General features: G+C 50.9%; 19 protein-coding genes. 9 read left to right on the top strand and 10 right to left on the bottom strand.

The window, feature by feature from the left end; all coding sequences use genetic code 11:
• The first annotated feature begins 116 nt into the window (after positions 1 to 116).
• Complete coding sequence (locus ACNQKP_RS00790) at positions 117 to 3,887, top strand: tail fiber domain-containing protein (RefSeq protein ID WP_417862183.1); 3,771 nt, start codon at positions 117 to 119, stop codon at positions 3,885 to 3,887.
• A 9-nt stretch (positions 3,888 to 3,896) separates the two neighbouring features.
• On the opposite strand, the gene ACNQKP_RS00785 is transcribed toward ACNQKP_RS00790, so the two are convergent.
• On the bottom strand, positions 3,897 to 4,709 hold the full coding sequence (locus ACNQKP_RS00785) for a S1 family peptidase (protein ID WP_417862181.1): 813 nt from the start codon (positions 4,707 to 4,709) through the stop codon (positions 3,897 to 3,899).
• Between the two features lie 213 nt (positions 4,710 to 4,922).
• On the opposite strand from ACNQKP_RS00785, the gene ACNQKP_RS00780 reads away from it, so the two are divergent.
• The 4 genes from ACNQKP_RS00780 to ACNQKP_RS00765 all read left to right on the top strand — a co-directional run bounded on the left by ACNQKP_RS00780 (position 4,923) and on the right by ACNQKP_RS00765 (position 9,458).
• Positions 4,923 to 6,170 carry a TolC family protein gene (locus ACNQKP_RS00780; RefSeq protein ID WP_417862179.1) on the top strand — a complete coding sequence of 416 codons (1,248 nt, stop codon included), beginning with the start codon at positions 4,923 to 4,925 and terminating at the stop codon, positions 6,168 to 6,170.
• Positions 6,167 to 7,132: an efflux RND transporter periplasmic adaptor subunit gene (locus ACNQKP_RS00775; RefSeq protein WP_417862177.1), complete on the top strand. Its 966-nt coding sequence runs from the start codon at positions 6,167 to 6,169 to the stop codon at positions 7,130 to 7,132. Before ACNQKP_RS00780 ends, ACNQKP_RS00775 begins: the two co-directional genes overlap by 4 nt.
• Positions 7,129 to 9,081 carry an ABC transporter permease gene (locus ACNQKP_RS00770; RefSeq protein WP_417862175.1) on the top strand — a complete coding sequence of 651 codons (1,953 nt, stop codon included), beginning with the start codon at positions 7,129 to 7,131 and terminating at the stop codon, positions 9,079 to 9,081. Before ACNQKP_RS00775 ends, ACNQKP_RS00770 begins: the two co-directional genes overlap by 4 nt.
• Before the next feature lie 92 nt (positions 9,082 to 9,173).
• On the top strand, positions 9,174 to 9,458 hold the full coding sequence (locus tag ACNQKP_RS00765; RefSeq protein WP_011163271.1) for a hypothetical protein: 285 nt from the start codon (positions 9,174 to 9,176) through the stop codon (positions 9,456 to 9,458).
• Between the two features lie 85 nt (positions 9,459 to 9,543).
• Here the strand turns inward: ACNQKP_RS00765 and ACNQKP_RS00760 are convergent, their stop codons facing one another.
• From ACNQKP_RS00760 to ACNQKP_RS00735, 6 genes are all read right to left on the bottom strand, one after another.
• The gene (locus tag ACNQKP_RS00760) at positions 9,544 to 9,837 is read right to left on the bottom strand and encodes an HU family DNA-binding protein (protein ID WP_011163272.1); all 294 of its coding nucleotides are present in this window, start codon (positions 9,835 to 9,837) and stop codon (positions 9,544 to 9,546) included.
• Between the two features lie 81 nt (positions 9,838 to 9,918).
• Complete coding sequence (locus ACNQKP_RS00755) at positions 9,919 to 11,178, bottom strand: glycosyltransferase family 4 protein (RefSeq protein WP_417862173.1); 1,260 nt, start codon at positions 11,176 to 11,178, stop codon at positions 9,919 to 9,921.
• Between the two features lie 4 nt (positions 11,179 to 11,182).
• Positions 11,183 to 12,292, bottom strand: coding sequence for a hypothetical protein (locus tag ACNQKP_RS00750; protein WP_417862172.1), 1,110 nt, complete (start codon positions 12,290 to 12,292; stop codon positions 11,183 to 11,185).
• Positions 12,280 to 12,741 (bottom strand): 8-oxo-dGTP diphosphatase MutT, encoded by a 462-nt coding sequence (mutT, locus tag ACNQKP_RS00745; protein WP_011163275.1) that lies wholly within the window; start codon positions 12,739 to 12,741, stop codon positions 12,280 to 12,282. The genes ACNQKP_RS00750 and mutT overlap by 13 nt, the downstream gene beginning before the upstream one ends.
• Entirely contained in the window at positions 12,728 to 13,711 is a 984-nt protein-coding gene (locus ACNQKP_RS00740; RefSeq protein ID WP_417862169.1) for a quinone-dependent dihydroorotate dehydrogenase, read from the bottom strand. Before ACNQKP_RS00740 ends, mutT begins: the two co-directional genes overlap by 14 nt.
• Positions 13,711 to 14,985, bottom strand: a complete 1,275-nt coding sequence (locus tag ACNQKP_RS00735) for a Glu/Leu/Phe/Val family dehydrogenase (protein ID WP_417862168.1) — start codon at positions 14,983 to 14,985, stop codon at positions 13,711 to 13,713. Before ACNQKP_RS00735 ends, ACNQKP_RS00740 begins: the two co-directional genes overlap by 1 nt.
• Positions 14,986 to 15,173: 188 nt before the next feature.
• Between ACNQKP_RS00735 and ACNQKP_RS00730 the strand changes: the two genes are divergently transcribed.
• Positions 15,174 to 16,802, top strand: a complete 1,629-nt coding sequence (locus ACNQKP_RS00730) for a hypothetical protein (RefSeq protein ID WP_417862166.1) — start codon at positions 15,174 to 15,176, stop codon at positions 16,800 to 16,802.
• On the opposite strand, the gene ACNQKP_RS00725 is transcribed toward ACNQKP_RS00730, so the two are convergent.
• Positions 16,803 to 17,714 (bottom strand): alpha-ketoglutarate-dependent dioxygenase AlkB, encoded by a 912-nt coding sequence (locus tag ACNQKP_RS00725; RefSeq protein ID WP_417862165.1) that lies wholly within the window; start codon positions 17,712 to 17,714, stop codon positions 16,803 to 16,805. It lies immediately after the preceding gene.
• A gap of 116 nt (positions 17,715 to 17,830) precedes the next feature.
• On the opposite strand from ACNQKP_RS00725, the gene rfaE1 reads away from it, so the two are divergent.
• The 3 genes from rfaE1 (at position 17,831) to ACNQKP_RS00710 (ending at position 19,935) form a co-directional block, all read left to right on the top strand.
• On the top strand, positions 17,831 to 18,859 hold the full coding sequence (gene rfaE1 / locus ACNQKP_RS00720; RefSeq protein ID WP_015089869.1) for a D-glycero-beta-D-manno-heptose-7-phosphate kinase: 1,029 nt from the start codon (positions 17,831 to 17,833) through the stop codon (positions 18,857 to 18,859).
• Between the two features lie 11 nt (positions 18,860 to 18,870).
• Complete coding sequence (locus ACNQKP_RS00715) at positions 18,871 to 19,248, top strand: DOPA 4,5-dioxygenase family protein (protein ID WP_011163281.1); 378 nt, start codon at positions 18,871 to 18,873, stop codon at positions 19,246 to 19,248.
• 207 nt (positions 19,249 to 19,455) lie between these two features.
• Positions 19,456 to 19,935 carry an FKBP-type peptidyl-prolyl cis-trans isomerase gene (locus ACNQKP_RS00710; protein ID WP_417862162.1) on the top strand — a complete coding sequence of 160 codons (480 nt, stop codon included), beginning with the start codon at positions 19,456 to 19,458 and terminating at the stop codon, positions 19,933 to 19,935.
• 29 nt (positions 19,936 to 19,964) lie between these two features.
• On the opposite strand, the gene ACNQKP_RS00705 is transcribed toward ACNQKP_RS00710, so the two are convergent.
• Together ACNQKP_RS00705 and ACNQKP_RS00700 are read right to left on the bottom strand one after the other, a co-directional pair.
• Entirely contained in the window at positions 19,965 to 20,810 is an 846-nt protein-coding gene (locus tag ACNQKP_RS00705; RefSeq protein WP_417862160.1) for a hypothetical protein, read from the bottom strand.
• Positions 20,807 to 21,523, bottom strand: coding sequence for a TIGR02147 family protein (locus tag ACNQKP_RS00700; RefSeq protein ID WP_015089873.1), 717 nt, complete (start codon positions 21,521 to 21,523; stop codon positions 20,807 to 20,809). Before ACNQKP_RS00700 ends, ACNQKP_RS00705 begins: the two co-directional genes overlap by 4 nt.
• Between the last annotated feature and the right edge of the window lie 3 nt (positions 21,524 to 21,526).

Here is a 21,526-nt window from a genome sequence, read left to right as displayed (position 1 = left end):
GTGCTACAAGCCCGCTGTCTTTGACTTCAGGCCCTCTGAAGGCGGTCTGGCTGCATATGAATTATCCTTCTGAAATCTAGCTAAAGCCTCAGTAATAACAAGCCGTTAAGTCAGTTATGGGAACATTAAAGACGGCACGTACTTGTATCCTCAGTGTATTCCTCATTCTTTTTACGGTGATGGCGCCGGCTACACCTACAACTCTGAACTATCAGGGACGCATTCTTAAAACTGACGGATCGGCATTGGAATACAACAATGTCAGCTTTGCCTTTGAAGTGACGAACGTCAGCGGGTCTTGCGTGTTCTATCGTGAACAAAGAAATGCCGTGAACATGCAAGGGTCCAAAGGGGTCTTTGATATTCCGATTGGTGAGGGCACGAAACTTTATCCTTCAAATCCTGGCTACAGCCTGCGTGATGTGTTCAATAACGCCATTGAACACGATTGTGACGGCGGGACCAAATACACTCCGTCGCACGATGAAGTGCGGGTCTTGCGTGTGCAGTTCCATGACGGTAGCGGCTGGAAAGCGATCACTCCGAATAACATTATCCGCTCGGTTCCTTTTGCCAATTTTGCTTATTCCTCGGCCCGTCTGGGCGACAAGATGGCGGCGGACTTTGTATTGAAGGATTCCGTGTCCACTTGTCTTAGTGGACAGTACCTGACGTTTGATGGCACGGACTTCGTCTGTCAAAACGACGCGGGTGGAGCGGGGATGGTGTCGGATGTGAATGCGACAGGTCCCTATCTGACCAAGACTGGAACAGCCAGCATCCCGGTGATTTCTGCCAACGTGGGAACGGCGGCAGGGTCTTTGGCGGCAGGGAACGATGCGCGCTTCTTGAACGCGGAAAAAATACGTGGGCAGGATGTCAGTGTGACCTTGGCAACCAGTGGTCAGGTTCTGAAAATGAACGGTTCTAACACTTGGGTGCCAGCAACTCTGACCGCGGCGGATATTTCAGGGCTGACGACTTCTTTGAATAACAAAATCGATGCGACGATGTTCCCGACTTCCTGTACGGCGGGGCAGTCGTTGGTGTTTGTGACTCCGGCGAACAAGTTTGATTGTTATAGTATTTCAATCACGGAATCCCAGATTACGGGCTCTATTTCCGGTGCGAAGATTTCTGGAAACATTTCCGGCAAAGCGGCGGGAATCAACGGGGTTTTGCCGGTCAGCGAAGGCGGTACCGGAAGTGGTGTGACGTTGAACAACAACCGCTTGATGGTTTCATCGGCGGGTAAAATTATTGAAGCCGCGGCTTTGACCGATGGTCAGATTTTGATTGGTAAAACCGGGGATGCTCCACAAGCAGCCAATATTCAGGCCGGCTCGGGTGTCAGTATCACCAATGGCTCAGGCGGGATCACCATCAGTGCCACCGGAGCCGGAGGCACCATCACCGGTGTGACAGCCGGAACCGGTTTAAGCGGCGGCGGCAGTAGTGGCAACGTGACCTTGAATCTGGCCAATACCACGGTGGCAGCTGGAACTTACGGAACGGCGACAAAAGTTCCGCAAGTGGTGGTCGATGCACAAGGCCGTCTGACTTCGGTGACTGAGGTGACGGTGTCTGGTGTCGCGCCTGCGGGAGCTGCGGGTGGTGATCTGGGTGGAACGTATCCAAATCCTGATGTTGTAAAACTTCGTGGTAAATCCATTTCTGCAACGGCACCGACGACCGCCGGGCAGTTGCTTCGATATGATGGAACAAACTATGTGGCAAATTTCCTGAGCCTTGCGGACATTCGTTCGACGGTGACTCCGGCCAACACTATTTTTCCGGCGGCGGGATGTGGTGCGGATAAAACTTTGAACTGGTCGGTTCTGACTGACACCTTCACTTGCCAAAGCATTTCCATAACTGAAAGTGGCATCTCGGGCACCATCGCGTCTGCAAAGCTGAATTTTGGTACGCCCGCAGCCAGAACTTTCTGGGCGGCGCCAACTGGCGCGGCGGGGGCCCCGACGTTCAGGGGCCTGGCGGCGGTAGACCTGCCAACTAGCGGTGTTTCTGCAGGCACCTATTCTTCTGTGACAGTGGATATCTATGGGCGTGTGACCGCAGCGACGAATCCCACAACAGCCGCTGGGTATGGAATCACGGATGCCTTTGTTCAGAATGGAAACTCGTTTGGGGCCACGGCCGTGCTGGGAACCAATGATGCTCAAAGCCTGCAATTTGAAACTGGTGGTTCCGCTCGTATGACGTTGTTGACGACAGGGAATGTGGGTGTTGGAACCGCGACTCCGTCGACTCTGCTTCATATCAGCCGCAGTCTGCCGGATGGGACAAATCCTTTGGCGGTATTTGAAAACACCAATTCGACAATTTCAGGTCTGACCACGTTTGCAGCCCTGGCTCCGAATATCGGAGATACTTACAGCAAGACCAACATCATTGTTGGTAAAGCGCACACCAACTATCAGGCAGGAAGTATCGAGTACAACTATAACTCGACGGATTCTGCACAAAGACGACTGAGCCTGGGGCATAAAGGTTACTCTCCGAACTTCCACATCACCGAACCTGGCAATGTAGGTATTGGGACGACCACTCCGACGGCAGATCTTGTGGTGACCGACGGAGGAACAGCGGCGCCGTATGTGTCAGTGGATAAATTGGCAGTAGTTGGGAACTCCAATACCGTTTTGCAGGTGACAGCACCGAATACGGCGGCCTCCGCACTGTATTTTTCGGATCCTGACAGCCGTGATCCCGGTGGGCTTTCTTATTCTCACACCAATGATCAGATGTCCTTCAGAGCGGGGGGGGCATTCCATATGTTCTTGGGAAGCACGGGCAAGCTGGGGATTGGAACCTCTGCTCCGGAGACGGACTTGCATGTCTATAGCTCCGGCAACAGCGGGGCGTTGCACCCTCAGCGTGCCGGAGTGATCGCGGAAGCCGAAGGCGCCGATGTTGGAGCAAGGTTTGCGGCCCGCCATTATGGTCCGACCGAAGTTCCAATGTTTATCGCTTATAAGGCCAAGGGCACGAAAGCGGCTCCGACGGCGGTGACAAATGGGATGGGCCTGATGGCGTTGGTTCCTGCGGCGTATGATGGCACGAACTGGGTGAACGGCAGTGGATCGACGGATTCGATGACGGTTCTAGCCTCTGAAGACTGGTCGGCGACCGCTCGCGGGAATAAAATTAATTTTGCCACTGTTGCCAATGGAACCACGCAAGGTCTGGTTCGTATGACGGTGGATCAGACGGGTCGAGTCGGCATCGGAACTTCGGTTCCAGCAACTAATTTGCACGTGGCTTCAAGCGAGGCTTACACAATCATCACCAATCAGAGTGCTGCAGCAGGTGGTCAGTCCTGGAGATGGTACTCGTCGTCGACGGGGGCTCCATTGGGCGCCAATGCCATGTGTTTTGGTGTTGGGACTTGTTTGTTCACTTTAAGAACAGATGGAACCGCGACTTTGGCGGGGACGTTGACTCAGGGATCTGACAGAAGACTGAAACGTGATATTGCCACTATCGACGGTGCTTTGGATTCTATCCTTCAAATTAACGGTGTGACTTATAACTGGATTGACCCTTCCAAAGGTGACAAACGTGATATCGGTCTGATTGCCCAGGAAGTTGAAAAGGTCTTTCCGGAAGTGGTTAAGACGGATTCCAAAGGGATGAAGTCCGTAGCCTATCAGAATCTGGTATCGCCGATTATTCAGGCGGTCAAAGAGTTCTATGCCCAGTGGCAGAATGATTCAAGAACCTTGCATGCGAAAGTAGTTCAGCAGGAAAAAGAAATCAGTGCTCTGAAGGAAGAAAACAAAGATCTGAAAACCCGTGTGGATGAAATTGATGCGATGAAAAAAGCACTTTGTTCCAAAGACGCTTCTTTGGAGTTCTGCTCTTAATAAGCTTTTCTATTTGCTGTGGCCTACGACCTTCTGAATCCATGGGAGGGCGTGGGAAACGGCAGCGTATCCACCGACCGAAGAGCCTTTGGCGCGGAAGCCAGAACAGGCTGAACCCCAACTGACGACACCCACTTGAACAACCTGACCGTTTTTTTGCAGGAACACCGGGCCACCACTGTCGCCCGGGCACGAGGACTGCTGATGATTGAAGGTATCAATACAAAGTGTTTCCGGTCCCAGCTCATAGCCGCGCTTTTTCGGGAAATCATCCAGGGCACACTGGGCGCGGGGAAGCAAAGGGGCTTCCAGCTTTTTAAGCTGGATACTTTCATGAAGTCCTTCGTTGTCCGTAAGACCCCATCCGGTGATCACAATTTTTTGAGTTGAACCACCCAAATCCGCAGTATTCAAATCAACAGGCTTGATGTCGGTGACTGCTTCAGAAAGTTCAATCAGCGCGATATCAGATTTTGGCCAGTTAAACTCAGGATGAACCCTGATGGAGCGGATTTTTAGTGAACGCGCATCCTGGCCGGAGCGGGCTATGCCGCCAATAAACAGCATCAATTTGGCCGGTGCTACGACGCGCTGGCGGGTTTCTGATTCTTCTTCCAGCACACAATGAGCCGCAGTCAGCACCCAGCGCGGGGCGATCAAACTGCCGCCGCAGTGGTGAGAAACATAGTTCTCTTTTGGGTCATTGAACCAGATATTGACCATAAATGGGAATTCACCTGCAGACGCGAACTCGCCTCCAATGATGGCATTTGCTGACAGGCTTAAAAGCACAAGGATGGTGGGAAGAAAAATACGGAACATACGTCTGTCATATTCGAGTCTTGCTTGGACATCACATGAAATAGTTGGGACGGCGTAGGACTTGTATATTTTTCCAAATCAGTCCTATAAGCCCTGAACCTAAGTCTTAAATTGAGAGTCTGGCATTCCACAATCTCCCATCAGTCTTTCCTTATCCTTACGGTGTTGACTCGCCTGTGAGTGAACGATGCAATAATGCTGATGAGATTTAGAATGATAAAACCACAGACTTTAATTTTAATTCTGACTCTGACCTCCACGCCCGCCTTGGCTGCAAATGTTTACACGTTTGCAGACTGTCTGGAGCTGGTAAAAAAGAACAATGCCGAGCTCATCGCTGCCGAACAAAGTCTGGAATCCGCCCGTTACAATCTGAATGCCTCTTACAGCAACTATCTGCCGCAGATTTCCGCGAACCTGGGATATCAAAAAGGTGAAACGGATCAGGTGGAAAGTGAAGGCTACACGGCGACTTTGAATGCCACTCAGAATGTCTTTAATGGATTTGCGGACATGGCCAAGGTCTCTGAAAACGAGGGCAAGCTGAAGGTCGCGGAAGCCAGCCTGCGCACAGTGAAAGCCAAGATCAGCTTTGATCTGAAATCCGCCTTTGCCAATGTCATTTATGCCCAGGAATCTCTGAAGCTGACCAGAAGCATTCAAAAGCGCCGGGCAGACAATTTGAACATGGTTGAACTGCGCTTTCAAAGCGGGCGCGAGAACAAAGGTTCGGTGCTTCTGTCCAAAGCCTACCTGAAACAAGCCCAGTTGGATGTGCTGAAAGCCGAAAACTTTTTTAACACCTCTCGAAGCTCCCTGATTCGTGTGACGGGTTTAAGTCCCGATGCAGAATTTGAAGTTCAAGGCAGAGCCCCGGAAAGCAATCCTCCCTTTGTGACTCCATCCTTTGCAAAGCTTGCAGAGCAAACCCCGGAACGCCAACAGGCCCAAGGGCAGATTCAAAGTGCCGAAGCGGGCTTAAGCAGTTCCCGATCTGAATTTTTACCGTCTTTGGATTTAAGTGGCTCTGTGGGTAACACGGGGGAAAGCTGGTATCCGGAACGTGATCGCTGGAGTGTTGGAGCCACCTTGTCCTGGTCTCTGTTTTCCGGGGGCAAAGACTATTTCACCAATAAAAGTGCATTTGCCCAAAAGCTGGTCGCCGAAAGCACCTGGAAGAATTCAGAACTTGAAATCATCGTGAAGCTTCGTCAGGCTTTCGCCGAATTCACTGAAGCGGTAGAACAGGTCAAAGTCAGCGATGCCTTTGTCGAAGCGGGCAGTGTGCGCGCTGAAATCGGGCGCAGCAAATATAATAATGGTCTGACGACTTTTGACGACTGGGACAAGATTGAAAATGATCTGATTTCCTATCAAAAGGATCAGACCCTGAAACGTCGTGATCGGGTGGTGGCGGAAGCCAACTGGGAAAAAACACAAGGTGTAGGAGTGCTGCCATGAAATCTTCAACCAAGAAACTAAGCTGGATCCTGGGGAGCCTTGTCGTCGTTGTCGCTGCGGGCTTTTACCTTTGGAAAAAGGAAGATGGCGGTGCGCCGGCCTTTCGTGAAATCCCGGTCACCGCAGGTGATTTGGACGTGACGATTCTTTCCACGGGCACGGTGCAACCGAAAAACCGTCTTGAAATCAAAGCTCCGGTTGCGGGCCGCATTGAACAGATTCTGGCGAAAGAAGGCCAGCAGATCCGCAAGGGTCAGATCCTGGCATGGATGAGTTCCACCGAACGAGCCGCCATGTTGGACGCCGCCCGCGCACAAGGGGCGGATGAATATAAAAAATGGTCCGAGCTTTATCTGGCAACACCGGTGATTGCGCCGATTGCAGGTACTCTGATCCTGAAGAATGTTGAACCGGGACAGACTTTCACGAACACCGACGCGATTTTTGTGATGTCCGATCGCCTGACTGTAAAAGCGCAGGTGGATGAAACCGATATTGCCCAAATCAAACTGAAAGAAAAAGCCACCATCGTATTGGATGCTTATCCGCAAAGCCCATTGCCAGCGACGGTGGATCAGATCGCCTTTGATGCGACCACGGTCAATAACGTCACCACGTATCTGGTGGATGTGATTCCTGATAACACTCCGGATTTCATGCGAAGCGGGATGACGGCGAATGTGACTTTCACGATAGCATCAAAAAAAGGTGTCCTGCTGGTGCCAAGTGAAGCTTTGCGTGTCAGTCAGGGGCGCACTGAAGTTCTGGTGAAAGTGCCAGGCTCCAAACCTGCTCTGCGTGAAGTGCGCACGGGCATTACCGATGGTCGCAATACCGAAGTGGTGGAAGGCTTGGTTGAAGGTGATGTGGTTTTGGTGACCCAGTTCAAGCTGGGGGAAAAATCCTCTGCAGGTTCCAATCCGTTTGGTCCTCCCTCAAGTCCGCGCCGGGGTCGTCAATGATTGATATCAAAGGCATACGCAAATCCTATCAGATGGGCGACACGAAAGTGGACGTTCTTAAGGGCATCAGTCTGAAGATTGAGCGCGGGGATTTCGTGGCCATCATGGGGCCTTCAGGTTCCGGCAAATCAACCCTGATGCACATTCTGGGGCTGTTGGATGTTCCCAGTGAAGGCAGCTATAACCTGAATGGCCGTGAAGTGGCGGATCTCAGTGAAGACGAGCTGGCCATTGTTCGCCGGGAAGAAATCGGTTTTATTTTTCAGCAGTTCAATCTGCTTCCGCGTATGGAAGCCTGGCAAAACGTGTCGCTGCCGCTGATTTACAGCGAGGACGGGTTTAGCTATGACAAGGCTCAAGCGCTTTTGGATAAGGTCGGTCTGGCCGAAAGAATTCATCATAAATCCAACGAACTGTCCGGGGGCCAGCAACAGCGTATCGCCATTGCCAGATCGCTGATCAACAATCCCCGTATTATTTTCGCCGATGAACCAACAGGAAATCTGGATTCAAAAAGCGAAAAAGAAATCATGCATATTCTGCACAAGCTGAATGATCAGGGGATCACAGTTATTGTTGTCACCCACGAAGAAGAAATCGGCCAGCAGGCCAAGCGTTTGATCCGTCTGCGTGACGGTGTGATTCAATCCGACGAGCGCCTTCAGGCATTGCCAGCAGTGCCAACAACCGCGCAGGAAAAACGTCAGCAACAACCGGCAAAATGGCCGGTGCGCGAGATGATTGAGCATCTTCATCAGGGATTCCAAACCCTGGCGGCAAACAAAGTCCGCTCTGGACTTTCCATGCTGGGGATCTTAATCGGAGTCGCCGCCGTTGTGGGAATGCTGGCGCTGGGGACGGGTGCTCGTCAAAGCATTGAAAAACAATTGTCCTCTTTGGGTTCGAATCTTCTGGTCCTGCGCGCAGGCAATGTGCGTGTGGGCGGGGTGATGCAGGAATCCGGTGTGCGCATTCGGATTTCTTTGGATGATGTCAGCACGATTAAAAATCAAATCAGCGGTATTAAGGATGTTTCGCCATCGTCTTCAGGACGCGGGCAGATCACTTACCTGAATAAAAACTGGAACACGCAAGTCATGGGCGTGGCGCCAGCCTATGAACAAATGCGCGCAAGCACGCCGATCTTTGGCCGCTTCTTTTCCGAGGAAGAAAATCAGCGCCGCACTCTTGTGGCGGTGATTGGAACCACAGTGGCCCGCGAGCTTTTCGGAGATAAGTCCCCGATTGGCGAGATGATTAAAATCAACAAAGTGAACTTCCGCGTGATCGGGGTTCTGCCGGAAAAAGGGGCCGCGGGTCCGCAGGATCAGGACGACCGGATTTTAGTTCCAGTGGTCACCGCGATGTACCGCCTGTTTGGAAGAAACTATGTGGACTCGGTGGATATTGAAGTTCGCGATGCCGCTGACATTCCGGATGTGCAGGATTCACTGCAGGAGCTGATGAACAAACGTCATCGTGTCCCGGTGTCATCACAAGGTGACGCATTTAATGTTTTCAATATGGCCGATATTCAGCAGGCGCTGAATTCCACCAGCAAGACCATGTCGATGCTGCTGGCTTCGATCGCGGCAATTTCATTGGTGGTGGGTGGCATCGGGATTATGAACATCATGCTGGTGTCCGTGACGGAACGAACCAAAGAAATCGGCCTGCGCAAAGCCATCGGTGCCCGCAGGCGGGATATTCTTTTGCAGTTCCTGGCTGAATCCATTGTGGTCAGTGTGTGCGGCGGACTTTTGGGGATCGCCCTGGGGGTTGGATTCTCGCTGTTGATTTCCAAGGTTCTGGGGTGGTCGACGGTGGTTTCTGCGGGCTCCGTGATACTTTCTTTTGGATTTTCTGCCCTGATTGGGATCGTTTTCGGCAGTTATCCAGCCAGCAAGGCATCAAAACTGCACCCAATTGAAGCGCTTCGATATGAATAACCGGAAAAAATGACAGAAAAGGCAATCTTGACTGTCTTTAGGGGCCTTCATCCGTTAGAACTTCCGCATTAAATAAACCACCGGAGGTTCCTATGAAGGCTTTATTGATCGCCGCTTTGATGTTTGTTTCCGCACCTGCATTTGCTGGAAAAATGAAAGAAATCTATATCATGACGACAGATAGCATTCTTGAAAACTTCGGTTTCGATGATTCTCAAGTTCAGATTGATGACTATAAATTCGTGACTGTTGAAGGTGAAGATCTGGCAGTTCAAACGACTGTTCGTGTTTACTACACTCGTGCAGTTTACACTTGCGTGACCACTTTCAAAAAGACTGAACACTTCTACGACGTAAAAAATCTGCGTTGCAAATAGTAGTTCCGCTGCACATCTTGAAAATAGAAAAGGGGCTGAAAAGCCCCTTTTTTCATTCTTAAAGACCCCGAAAGGTCTTTTGAATTTAGCCCTTTTCTTCCGGGCCGCCGTTGATGTCTTCTTTCAGTTCTTTACCAACTTTGAAGAACGGAAGTTTCTTTTCATCGACGTTGATGATTTCGCCAGTGCGTGGATTACGACCCTTGTAGGCACCGTACTGACGGTTCACAAATGAACCGAAGCCACGGATTTCAATACGGTCATCGCGCATCAAAGCTTCCACCATAGAATCGAAAATAGTGTTTACTACAGTTTCTGCTTTTACACGGGTGATGCCCGCTTTTTCAGAAATCAAATTTATCAAATCTGCTTTTGTCATTCTGACCTACTTAAAGTATTGATAACACTCTCGATTATACAGAAGAGAAGGGGGCTGACTACCACTTTTCAATGATTTAACTCAATGCTTCTTATACAGACCCGTGTTGAGCAGGATTTTACGGTAAGCATCAAGCACGGACTGGACCATTTTGGCCGTATCAAACAGGTCAACGACCTTCTGGCGGGCCCGATCGCCGATTTCATCCGCCGGCATGGTGCCGGAGAAGATCTCGACCAATAGGTTCGACATAGAGTCCACATCCGCCGGGCGAAGCAGGAATCCGTCCCGTCCATCCTCGATAATATTGGCGATTGGGGACACTTCTGAGCCCAAAACGACCTTCTTTTGGGCCATTGCTTCCAGGGTGGAGGGCTCAAAACCCGTGGTTCGGGAGCCCATATTCACAAAGGCATCGCCCAAAACGATATAATCTTCCAGTTCTCCGGCCGGAATCGCTCCGGTCAGAATCACGCGGTTCCCCAGGGCCAGATTCAAAACTTGGAATTCAATGTCTTTGTATTTCGGGCCATTACCGACCAACAGCAGATAGCTGCCTGGTTTTTTGATGGCGACTTTTTCAAAGGCCCGCAACAATGGAATCACTTCCTGCACATCGGTCATGTCGGTGATTGAAACCGCCACGTGGGCATTTTCAGGAATTCCCAGTTTCTTACGCAATTCCAGGGACTTTTCCTTCGGCGTCAGATCTCCAAGTTCAATCCCATAAGGCACCGTGTAGGTGTGGAAATCCGGATAAAGATAATATCTTTCCAGAATAATGCGCTGCTGGGGATTGGTGACAAAGATGCCGTCGGCGGAGGAAAGTAACTGACGGTCCCCACCATAGTAAGTAGTCAGAAATTTATACGCCGTTGCGACCGCCGTGGTCAGCATGCTGCCCAATGTGTCTTGCTTCATCGCCAAAATGGCAAAAAGCTGGGACATCTGAGTCGCTTCAACGTCATAAGCCACCGCCACTTTGAAATCATCTTTGCGGGAGGCGATGCGATAGCCGGATTTATCAATGCTGTGAACGATATGAAACGGATCTTCCTTGTGCAGTTGTGCAAACTTCTGACGAACTGCCATTTGGAAATTCAGATGCGAAAGATTTTTTGCGCCTTCGTGAAGATAAAACACCTTCACGCCATCACGGGTGACTTCCGGTTTTTTCAGTGCGGAACTGGCGGCAAGAACTGTGACTTTGTGACCTTCGCGGGCCAAACCACGGGCGATAGGCCACAAGAAACCATGATCGGTGGCACGACTGAGAATCGGAAAACGTTGGGACGTCAGACAGATATTGAGTGTTTCCGGCAGTCGGGACTTTTTAGCCATGAAACTATCTTAGATGATTCAAGGCCTTGTTGTACAGACGATTGAGTTCATTCATCGAGGAGTCGATCAGATGGCGGTCTTCGGCCAGTTTTTCAGACAGGGATTCCGGCAGACGCAGATGGCTTTTGGCCAGCAGTTTGATCAGATCTTTTTGCAGTTGAGAATGATTCAGCACCCAGCAGTTGACGGTGTTTTTCCAAAGATCGGAATGAACACTGGTCTGGCGCGTGTCCAGAATCAGCACGGCGTGGGACTGAATCGCACGCAGATAATATTCCGTCATTTCAACCGGTGTAAAATTCTGTCCCGCCAGCATCAAAGCAGTACTGCCACTTAGAAGTTGTTGGGTCACCGGGGCAGACAGAGGTCCAGTCAGAACCCAGCGATCTGCGCACTGGAATTCAGCCATCCATGCGGCAAATTTTTTACGATCACGCAGGGTCCAGTGAGCGTAAGTTCCCCACAGGGCCACTTTGTATTTTTGCGCTACAGCCCGCAGACGGATGAAATAATCCGAGTCCGGATTGAAGCGTGTTTCGTTGAAGGGCATCACCACGTAAGGGGACTTTTTCAGGTTCGCGACCAGTGGCAGTTCGCTGCTGTCGATGGCCTCGTCGTTGAGTTCGTTTTTTAAATCCAGCACCGGCGGCAAAATTCCGCGGCCCTGACGATTGGATCGGACATCCAAACCACGAAGCTGTCCCAGTGTTTCCACGGTCGGGCAGGTGATGATGTCACTTTCTTCAACCAGATAACGAACCGGGTTTCGGCGGGACAGGCCGTTTTTGATATTCAGTAAAGAGGTCGTCAGAACACAGGTGGGGTGGGATTTTGCAAAGGTGGAAAGCACCATTTGCGCCGCATTCATTTTATCATCATCCAAAAGCACATGCAGAATCTGGGGTTGCAGGCCGAATAAACCTGGGATGATGCGTACACCTTCCAGGAAACTCCATTTTTTGAAATAGCCCATGAACTCGATGCCGCTGGTGTCGCGGGGAGTTTCGCCATAACTGGTCAGCAGAACCACCTCGTGCTGCTGGGCTTTTAAAGCTTGCGCCAGCTGCCACGAAGTCGCGTTCACATGTTTGCTAACCAGGATTATTTTCGCCATTCCAGTCCCAACGCTTTATAGATCTTGTGAAGGATTTTGCGGTTGGCTTCGGGGATATTGCGGTGCTTGAGTTCTTCCGGATGGATCCATTCCAGCATCATGTGATGCTTGGCCCGAGGCTCGCCCTTCCAATACAGGATTTCATAGAACAATATGAGAATCCCTACATCTCCGTAGGAATGCGTGCAGGCCAGCTTCAATTCACCGACCTCAGCCTCAATACCGAGCTCTTCATTCAGTTCGCGGGCCAAAGCTTCTTCAGGGGTTTCGCCGTTTTCAATCTTGCCGCCCGGGAATTCCCATTGGCCGGCCAAAGAGTTGTTTTCAGGACGCTGGCCCACCAGGATCTTGCCGTCTTTACGCAGAAATCCAGCCACCACCGGGATCCAATGACCCTTGCGGATTTTAGATTTTTTTTGCTTTGATTCAACTGCGCTATCGTCCGTCATTATACCTTCTAGCAACGTCATGGAAGAAACCGGGTCCATGAAACACAAGTGCAGAATAAATTTGAACAAGATCGGCGCCCATTTGCAATCTTTCAAAGACATCTTCTGGGCTCATAATGCCCCCAACACTGACTAAAAGCAGGCCTTCGCGTTTTTTGCCCAAAGTTTGAACAGCAATCTGAAGGGCGCGCTGCGAAAGTTGCTTTAAAGGAGCGCCAGAAAGGCCCCCTTCAGCTGGGAAATGGCATCCTGCGGGACGGGACAATGTGGTGTTCGTCAAAACAAAACCGTCCACGCCCAATTCCTGGCAGTTGGACACGGCTTCAGCCAGGCCCTCATCACCCATGTCGGGGGAAAGCTTCACCAGCACCGGCGTGGGCTCGAAGTGAGAAACGCGGTCCACGATAGGACCGATCAAGGCACGCAGATTCTCTTTTTTCTGAAGATCTCGCAGGCCCGCCGTATTGGGGCTTGAGATATTCACAACAAAGGCATCTGCAAACGGGCGGAACTGGTCCACCAAAGTCAGGTAATCAGCCACAGCTCCGTTGTTCGGGGTGTGACGGTTTTTTCCGATGTTTACAAAAATCGGGGTGCGGTAGTTCGGCGCATAGGACGTTAGATTGTGAAAAACTTCATCGCCGCCGTCAGAAGGAAAACCCATCTTGTTCCACATGGCCTGAAGTTCCAGGTCGCGGTCCATGATTTTTCCAGGATTCGGAGTTTGCGCGCGGGGAGTGATGGTGCCGACTTCAACAAAGCCGCAACCCAACGCCCACCATTCTTTCAGATGTTCCGCATTTTTATCAACACCGCCGGCAATACCCATGGGATTGGCGAATTCTAGACCTCGCCAGGTAAAGCTCTTCCAGTGCGGAGTTTTTCGTCCGTGAATCAGAGAGTAGAGAGGAAGACCCAGTGAGCTCAGATCGTGAGCCCACTGGGGTGGTAAAAGCAACCAAGGACGCATTATCTTGGGTACAAGCCTCTGAGCAGCATCGCGCGCTCAAGACGTTGAACAGAAACCGCCATTGCAGCAGATCTCATATCAATGTTCTTTTCTTTGGCCAAAGAATAACCCTTGTCGAAGGCTTTGGTGATGATGCCTTTCAGGCGGCCATTCACTTCTTCCTCGTCCCAGAAATAAGACATGGTGTCTTGAACCCACTCGAAGTAGGAAACGATCACACCACCGCCGTTGGCGATAACGTCCGGAGCAATAAAGACACCGCGTTTATGAAGGATTTTTGTCGCCGCATTGGTGATAGGACCGTTGGCGCCTTCCACGATGATCTTTGCCTGGATTTTTTCTGCATTGTGCGTGTCGATCTGATTTTCCAGAGCGCACGGGAACAAAGCATCACATTTCACTTCAAGCAGCTCTTCATTGCTGATCGGCTGAGCTTTTGGATAACCCTTCAGGAACTTGTGGGCTTTGATGTATTCGTTCACTTCGTTGATGTCCAGACCGTCGCCGTTGAAGATACCACCGGAAACGTCGCTGACAGCCACGATGCGGGCACCGCGTTCATGCGCAAATTTCGCCGCGAAGGAACCCACGTTACCGAAGCCCTGGATCGCGATGGAAGCGCCTTTCATGCTCATGTTGCAAACTTCGAAAGCTTTTTCTGCAACATACACAACACCCAAACCGGTCGCATGGTTACGACCCAAAGAACCACCGATTTCCACCGGCTTGCCAGTCACCACGCCCGGTTGAGCGAAGCCACCTTGTTCTTGAGAATAAGTGTCCATGAACCAAGCCATCGTCTGTGGATCAGTGCCCACGTCCGGAGCTGGAATATCTTTTGTCGGGCCTACGAAAGGACCGATTTCAGAAGCATAACGACGAGTCAGGTTTTGTTTTTCAGTGCGGGAAAGTTTGGTCGGATCAACAGTGATACCGCCTTTTGCGCCGCCCAAAGGAAGACCCAAAACAGAGTTTTTGAAGGTCATCAAAGCCGCCAGGCCGACAACTTCGGAAAGGTCCACGTTCTGGTGATAACGGATGCCGCCTTTGTAGGGGCCCAACGTCGGAGAGTATTGAACACGGTAGCCCGTGAATACTTTCACGCTGTGGTCGTCCATACGGACAGGGACAGAAACTGTGATGCAACGACGAGGTCTTTTCAGACGCTCAAGGATATTGGGATCGCAGTTGATAATTTTAGCAGCTTCATCGAGAGTTTGAATGGCGTTTCTGAAAAGAGGCCCGTCATAGAGAGGCTCTATCTTGTGTTCCATGATATGTGTCTCCTTAAGTACACGGTGAAATTTTAGTGAAGTAAATACTCAAAGTCACTCCGGAAAAAGGTGATGACTCAGTGGTTCTTTTTGACCACAATGGGCCTATGCTTCAGTCGTGGTTTAGCCTATTTAGCGTCCTATTAATCAGTCCCCAACTTTATGCCGAAAGCCCGCAAAGAGCTTTCATGGAGCAGTTCCAAAGTTCCCGCATCAGCTTTCCGGCGGAGGACTCTCCTTTACTGGGTGACAGCCCGGGGCGTTATCCTGAGCCTCTGAATTTTATCATGACGAATGTCATCAGCTGGATCCCGACTGGTGAACCAAAATTGATGTCATCAGGTTGTGCGCCGGAAGTGTGGGCGGCACGCATGCAGGACACGCGGGTTCAAAAATCAGCCCAGCTGCAAGGGGCCCTGGTGCAGAAGTATTTCCAGGACTGTCGTTCTGAGCTTGAGACCGGAGACAACGGTTACCTGGTCAATATGCGCCGGATGATGACGATGAAGTACGATCCGCAAGGGCATCCGTTCCTGCGCCGGGTGGTGGTGAATCTTCCGGGCAACGTAAAACTGAAAGGTCTGCTGGGATTGAAGGGCGATATGAAACGTCGCCCGCTGGTGATCGTGCGTCTGGGGATTTTCTCCAACGTCGAGGACTTCAAACCAGAACGGGCGTGGCTGATGATGTTGTTTGAACAGTCGCCATTCAATGTGTTGATGCTTGAAAATATGTCCAGTCCGGACTTTGTTGCTAACAACAGCCGCTTCTCATTCGGCGGTTACGATGAAGGAATTCAAAACATATTGGTAGCGCGCCTGCTGCAAGATCCAATTGAGCCCCTGTCACAGATGGTGGACAGCGTGCATGTGTTCGGCGTCAGCTTGGGTGGTCACGGTGTGCTTTATTCCTCGCTGCTGAACAAATACAATTCACCGAAACGCGGTCCGCTGATCAACAGTTTCACGGCGCTGTGCCCGGTGGTGAACCTGCGTTCGACGATGGAGTCCCTGACCCACAGCGGAGTGAAGTCCGCCTTTGTCGACCTGTGGAGCCGTCAGCGTCTGAAAGGTCTGGAGCAGAAGATCCCGTCCCTGGTCACTTATGACAACTTTTCATTCCTGAACAAAGCCATTTCCGAGATCGCACGCACTTATCACGGTGGGCTTTCTTATGTGAATGCCGTGAAGCTGCCACCGGGACAGGAAGACAGCATTCATTTCTGGGAGCTGAATGATTTCTGGCGCTACTACAAGCAGGTGGAAGAGCCGGTTCTGATTTATGCGACCGAACAGGATCCGGCCGTTCCTTATGATGTGAATGCCCAGATGCTTTTGAACAAGGAATTGAAGGTCGACAGTAAAAACATCCGCGTGGTGGAACTGCCCCAAGGGGTGCACTGCACGCTGCCTGTTCCGTATGACTGGAGTGCTTTGACGTCACTGTTCCAGTCGTATGTTTTGTCGCATTCTCCAAATTTCAAAATGACTGAACAGAAACTGGAGATGGATCTTTCTGACGAGGAATGGACCGGGTTCTTTGATTCCGGTTCCAGTGTGAAGTTTGAGGTGGAAGAGCCGGGTAAAAAGCAGGGCTTCGTGACTGTCAGTTTGGAAGTGGAAAATGCCAGGGGCAAAACCAAATCCATGAACTTAAGTTTGCCACTGTCGCAGTTTGACTTCCGTTTCTTTAACAAGGACATGACCGGATCTGAACAAGAGATGATTGTGCGCTGGCTGAATCAAAATTTGAAAGTGCGGATTGATCAAAGCAAAGGCAAGGCGCTGCTTGTGGCCTCGTGGCCGGTGGCCCTTTGATTATTTGGACAGTTCTTCTTTGAAGAAGTCTGAATGCTCCGCCAGCTTTGCCATATAGCCCTGCACATCCTCTTTTGCTTCAGCCGACAGGCGATTGAAAGGGGTGATGTGCTCATCCGGCACATAGCGGAAGGTGAAGTTGATCCGGCGGGTTTCAAAGTTTGAGATCTCGTTCAAAGGGAAAGAATCCCCGGACTTGCGGTCCACGCGCTGAACACGGTGGAAAAGATGTTTCTTGAATTTATCCCCGCCAAAAATCTGCAGCGAACAGTCTTCCAGCCATTGTTGAAAGACGGCATTGGATTTGGATTCCGTGCCCTGGCTTGAAACAAACTGGAAGAAAGCACGTTCCCCGAAAGAAATCGACGCCACCGGGCCCGGCTCAAAATCCTTGTGCTCGCCCACGCGGGCGCAGTCATTTTTTTTACCGTCTTCACCAATCTGATCGCCGTAATAGTTGATCAGGCAGGTGTTCAAATGCCAGCCGCGTGGAATATCCCGGGGTGCATAGGTGTCATGGACCAGGGCTTCGATCTTTTGGATCAGATATTCCAAAATCGGTGGATATCCTTCAGCAGTGACACAGCGGTTGTAGATGCCTTTTGGAGGATGATAATAGTTCAGGCAGGCAAACTGCCAGTTTCCCAGCCAGTATACCGGGCGCAGAAGAGGGCGTTGCTTTTGGTTTTCCGGCGGTGGGTTGTTTTTGGAATAACGCATTTCCCAGATCGGATAAAGCGTTTTCAGATAGGCCATAATCTCGGCCTTTTCCCTCGCCGAGATATAGTTCTGCTTATAGATCAATCCATAGGGCAGGGACTTTTCGCCGCCGTCATTGCCGCCTTTTTTCGGGCCTGTGCTCGCGGAACGCGGGGCGGGTTTGGTTGGGAATCTGCCTTTGGGTTTAAACATAGGTCATGGGTTCTATCACGAGGCCCCCGGGGCCGCCAAGTGCGGGGTTTTGGGGGTGACAGGCCGGGCCTTTTTGGGCTACAAGGGAAGCTCAATTGCTCCGGGAGAATGAAAAAATGACAACACCCGTAAAGGCCTCCGTGGGTCCTCAGGAAAAAGAACTTCTTCTAAATCAGATTCCTTTCCTAAAAGGCAAAAAAATCCTCATCATCGGCGATGTGGGTCTGGATGAGTATGTCATGGGCCAGGTTCGCCGTATCAGCCCCGAAGCACCGGTCCCGGTTCTGGAAGTGGAAGAAGAAGACATGCGCCTGGGGCTTGCTGCCAACGTGGCTCAAAACGTGGCAAGCCTTGGCGGGGAAGCCATGCTGGTTTCTGTTGTGGGTGATGACACTGGTGCGAACCTTCTGCGTGAGCTGTTCACGAAAAGTGGTGTCAGCTGGGACTACATGATCGTCGACAAGGCTCGTCCCACCACACGTAAAACCCGGGTGATGGCCAAACACCATCACTTGGTGCGTGTGGACTATGAACTGCGCAAATATCTTTCTGCTGAAGCCGAAGCCCGCCTGATTGAGACTGTTGAAAAGAATGTGGCTAAAGCAGACTGCGTGGTGATTGAGGATTACGCCAAGGGTGTGATTTCCCGCAACGTGGTTGAAAAGGTTTCTGCGATCTGTAAAAAGCACGGTAAAAAACTGATGGTTGATCCACATCGCAACAACCACGGTTCCTTCTATCAGGGTGTGGACCTGATCAAGCCCAATTACGATGAAGCGGTTGTATTGACGGGCATGGATTTCGATGATCTGCGTGACAACCCGAACAAGGTAGTGGATGTCGCACGCGCCTTGCAAAAACTGACCGGTGCCAAAGATGTGGTTCTGACTCGTGGTAAAGACGGTATGACCATTGTTTCTGGTGATGAAATCACGGAAGTTCCAACTTATGCCCGCAAGGTCTTTGACGTGACGGGTGCGGGGGACACGGTCATTGCAGCTCTTTCTTTGGGGCTGGTGTCGGGCTTGTCTTTGGTTCATTCCTGTATGCTGGCGAACTATGCCGCCGGTGTGGTGGTCGGTAAAGTGGGCTGCGTGCCTTGCGAAATCCCGGAACTGAAGGAATACATCCAAACTGCGCACTAAAGGAGCCTGCCATGCAAAAGACTTATACTGTGAACAGCAAGCTTTTGCCGGCGGGTTTTCCTCGCGAGTTCGATGCCCATATCTACTTTGAAAGTGCCAGCCTCACCAAAGCGGAGCATCTTCGCGACGAGGCCATTCGCATGTTTGAAGGCAAAAAAGTCTTCGTCGGCGAAATGATTCCGGAAGCCATCGGTCCGCATCCGGTCCCTATGTTTGAAATCAATTTTCCCAAAGAGCATTTTACGGAAGTGGTCCTGTGGCTTATGCACGAGCGCGGGGATCTTTCGGTCCTGGTCCATGAATTGACCGGGGATGACCTGTATGACCATACCCAGGCTGCCATGTGGCTGGGTCCGGCTGTTGAGCTCAAATACGACAGATTTAAGTGATCTTCTGTTTTTTTTTGATTTTCGGACTGGTACTGGGGCTTCATGATGTTATACTGGGGTTCAGGCAGCACGGAAGTCTTTGGCTGCTCGTCTTAAAATGATACTCGATTCTGTACGCTGATACTCGATATTCGTTTCCTGGTAACTACCGATACTGAACCACAGGTGATTTCGTCCCAACAATGTTTCGCCAACAAAGGACATGCTATGAACGTTCAGATTGTATCGTTTCACTGTGTTCTTAAAAACAAGCTGGGTAAGGTCATCAGTTCGACCTACAATCGTGATGTGCTGACTTCTTTGAATGGAGCTGAAGATCAGCTTCAGGCTCTTTCGAAGGGTTTGACGAACATCCGCAAGGGTGAAAAACGACAGATCGCTGTCAGGGCCGAAGAGGCCTACGGTTACTATGACACATCCAAGGTTTTGGAAGTATCCCGTGATTCTCTGGTGGGCGGCAGCAAGCTGCGTCTGGGGGAAAGTGTGATCTTCGCAAGAGAAGGTCATAAGACTGAAAAATTCCGAGTGACAAAGCTGTCCTCAGATCAGGTCACTCTTGATGCCAATCACCCGCTGGCTGGGCAGGATTTGGTTTTTGAGATTGAGGCTTTGGAGGTGCGGGAAGCGACTCCGGAAGAAATCCGCGAATCGCTGCCGGACGAGGATGATGGAGTGGTACTTCATTAAACAAAAAAAGGGCGCTGTGCGCCCCTTTTTTATTCGCAACCCATGGCTAAACTCAGTTCAGCCTGGTAGGGATTGCCCATTTTCTTGACCTGATCACAGCTGTTATTGGCCTTGTGAGCGCAGACTTTGAAGGTGGGCACACCTTGAGAACGCAGCGTTTTCAGGATTTCAACAGCGGCAGGGACACTTCGAATGTGACTTCTTAAGAACCAGTTGGTCAGACTGAGCGAACCAATGCACAGATCCATGCTGATCTTCCAGTCGTTCATCTTTTCAATGAAGGCCGGACACTCATGATCCAAAGACTTTAAGATCAGGGCGTCGATTTCAGGTCTGGCGATCATTCTTTTGAAGCGTGATTCTGAAACTGACCCGATCATCTCGCGATCACAGCGGACAATAGCTGTTTCCATGGCTGAAACTGTAATGGGATTTTCTGGCTGAAGCAGCTGCCAAAGGGCGGTGGAGTTTCTATAGTCTTCGTCAAAGATTCCCACGATTGGCAGCAGTTCGTGCAGGACCAGCAAAGTCCTTTGTTTTTCGTTCAACTTTTTCCAGGCCGTTCGCGACATGACGATCTTTGGAGGAATGGCCAGAGGCTGGTTGACGGCGGCGACTTCGCGCCCATCCAGTGTCAGGGACTCGACGGAAGAAAACACCACTGACAGTCTTGCCTGATCCAGAACTTCACGTTTGATCGCAGCACCGTTTTCCAGTGGCAGATTCAAAGGCAGCCGTTCCAGAGCCGAATCCAGGGCAATCAAAAACTCTGCAACAAAAGGGTCACCGCCGTTGGTTTCCTGACCGTCGTTCAGCGGCGAGGCCCACACAGGGGAAAGCATTCCGATCAGCAGGAAAGACAGAATCAGTTTCATAGAATCTCCTCTTTAACAGGATACAGGGCGCTGCTGAAGTTATAGACGGCATTCAGTTGATGTCTTCTTTTTTCAGCCAGGCGGTGAATGCGGTGGCGGGCTTCGCGGATGATGTCTTTAATGGCGGGAATATCGTCGGTATGAATGGCGACGGTCAGAGTGCTGTTGTCGCGTTTTTCCATGGGCACTTCTTCCAGGGCTTTTTGTGCCATCTCCAGATATTTCTTCTGCAGGCCCCGGCGCAGTTCGGTGGTGTAGGGAATGGTGACAGTGGTCAGATTTGAAGGCAGGTAGTTTCCGTTATCAGTGCTTCTGTGCAGAATTTTATGACTTTCCAGATACTCGATGGTTTTTTGGATCTGTTCTTCTGTCATGCCGAAAAGATCCGCCAGCGCCGACATGTTGCGGGTGGCATTAGGCAACTTCAGCGTTTCCAGCAGAATCGGGTGAACCCAGCTATAAGTGGATTCAAAGAACTCTGAATTCAGCGGGTTGAACGAATTGGCGCCATTCACGACACCCTTAAGCTGTTCAGTTTCTTCCGGCGTGAGCTTCATGCAGTCCACCCACTTTTCGACGGTTTCATCTGAAGGGATGCGCAGACCGTTTAACACTTTGGATAAAGAGCTGGGGTCCGTCTTTAGCAAGCGGGCAAAGGATCTCAGAGAGAATTTGGGATTCTTCTCCTGACGTTTTTTTAACTGTAACTGCATAAA

This window comes from Bdellovibrio bacteriovorus, assembly GCF_048286975.1.
In the GTDB taxonomy this organism is placed as follows: Bacteria; Bdellovibrionota; Bdellovibrionia; order Bdellovibrionales; family Bdellovibrionaceae; genus Bdellovibrio; species Bdellovibrio bacteriovorus_H.
The sequence above is the reverse complement of the archived record's forward strand: the minus strand, read 5'-3'. Positions and strand labels throughout refer to the sequence as shown.

Excerpts from the sequence above, each read along its gene's own strand:
- ACNQKP_RS00790 (WP_417862183.1), top strand. The coding sequence starts at position 117 with ATGGGAACATTAAAGACGGCACGTACTTGTATCCTCAGTGTATTCCTC.
- ACNQKP_RS00785 (WP_417862181.1), bottom strand. The coding sequence starts at position 4,709 with ATGTTCCGTATTTTTCTTCCCACCATCCTTGTGCTTTTAAGCCTGTCA.
- ACNQKP_RS00780 (WP_417862179.1), top strand. The coding sequence starts at position 4,923 with ATGATAAAACCACAGACTTTAATTTTAATTCTGACTCTGACCTCCACG.
- ACNQKP_RS00775 (WP_417862177.1), top strand. The coding sequence starts at position 6,167 with ATGAAATCTTCAACCAAGAAACTAAGCTGGATCCTGGGGAGCCTTGTC.
- ACNQKP_RS00770 (WP_417862175.1), top strand. The coding sequence starts at position 7,129 with ATGATTGATATCAAAGGCATACGCAAATCCTATCAGATGGGCGACACG.
- ACNQKP_RS00765 (WP_011163271.1), top strand. The coding sequence starts at position 9,174 with ATGAAGGCTTTATTGATCGCCGCTTTGATGTTTGTTTCCGCACCTGCA.
- ACNQKP_RS00760 (WP_011163272.1), bottom strand. The coding sequence starts at position 9,837 with ATGACAAAAGCAGATTTGATAAATTTGATTTCTGAAAAAGCGGGCATC.
- ACNQKP_RS00755 (WP_417862173.1), bottom strand. The coding sequence starts at position 11,178 with ATGGCTAAAAAGTCCCGACTGCCGGAAACACTCAATATCTGTCTGACG.
- ACNQKP_RS00750 (WP_417862172.1), bottom strand. The coding sequence starts at position 12,292 with ATGGCGAAAATAATCCTGGTTAGCAAACATGTGAACGCGACTTCGTGG.
- mutT (WP_011163275.1), bottom strand. The coding sequence starts at position 12,741 with ATGACGGACGATAGCGCAGTTGAATCAAAGCAAAAAAAATCTAAAATC.
- ACNQKP_RS00740 (WP_417862169.1), bottom strand. The coding sequence starts at position 13,711 with ATGCGTCCTTGGTTGCTTTTACCACCCCAGTGGGCTCACGATCTGAGC.
- ACNQKP_RS00735 (WP_417862168.1), bottom strand. The coding sequence starts at position 14,985 with ATGGAACACAAGATAGAGCCTCTCTATGACGGGCCTCTTTTCAGAAAC.
- ACNQKP_RS00730 (WP_417862166.1), top strand. The coding sequence starts at position 15,174 with ATGGAGCAGTTCCAAAGTTCCCGCATCAGCTTTCCGGCGGAGGACTCT.
- ACNQKP_RS00725 (WP_417862165.1), bottom strand. The coding sequence starts at position 17,714 with ATGTTTAAACCCAAAGGCAGATTCCCAACCAAACCCGCCCCGCGTTCC.
- rfaE1 (WP_015089869.1), top strand. The coding sequence starts at position 17,831 with ATGACAACACCCGTAAAGGCCTCCGTGGGTCCTCAGGAAAAAGAACTT.
- ACNQKP_RS00715 (WP_011163281.1), top strand. The coding sequence starts at position 18,871 with ATGCAAAAGACTTATACTGTGAACAGCAAGCTTTTGCCGGCGGGTTTT.
- ACNQKP_RS00710 (WP_417862162.1), top strand. The coding sequence starts at position 19,456 with ATGAACGTTCAGATTGTATCGTTTCACTGTGTTCTTAAAAACAAGCTG.
- ACNQKP_RS00705 (WP_417862160.1), bottom strand. The coding sequence starts at position 20,810 with ATGAAACTGATTCTGTCTTTCCTGCTGATCGGAATGCTTTCCCCTGTG.
- ACNQKP_RS00700 (WP_015089873.1), bottom strand. The coding sequence starts at position 21,523 with ATGCAGTTACAGTTAAAAAAACGTCAGGAGAAGAATCCCAAATTCTCT.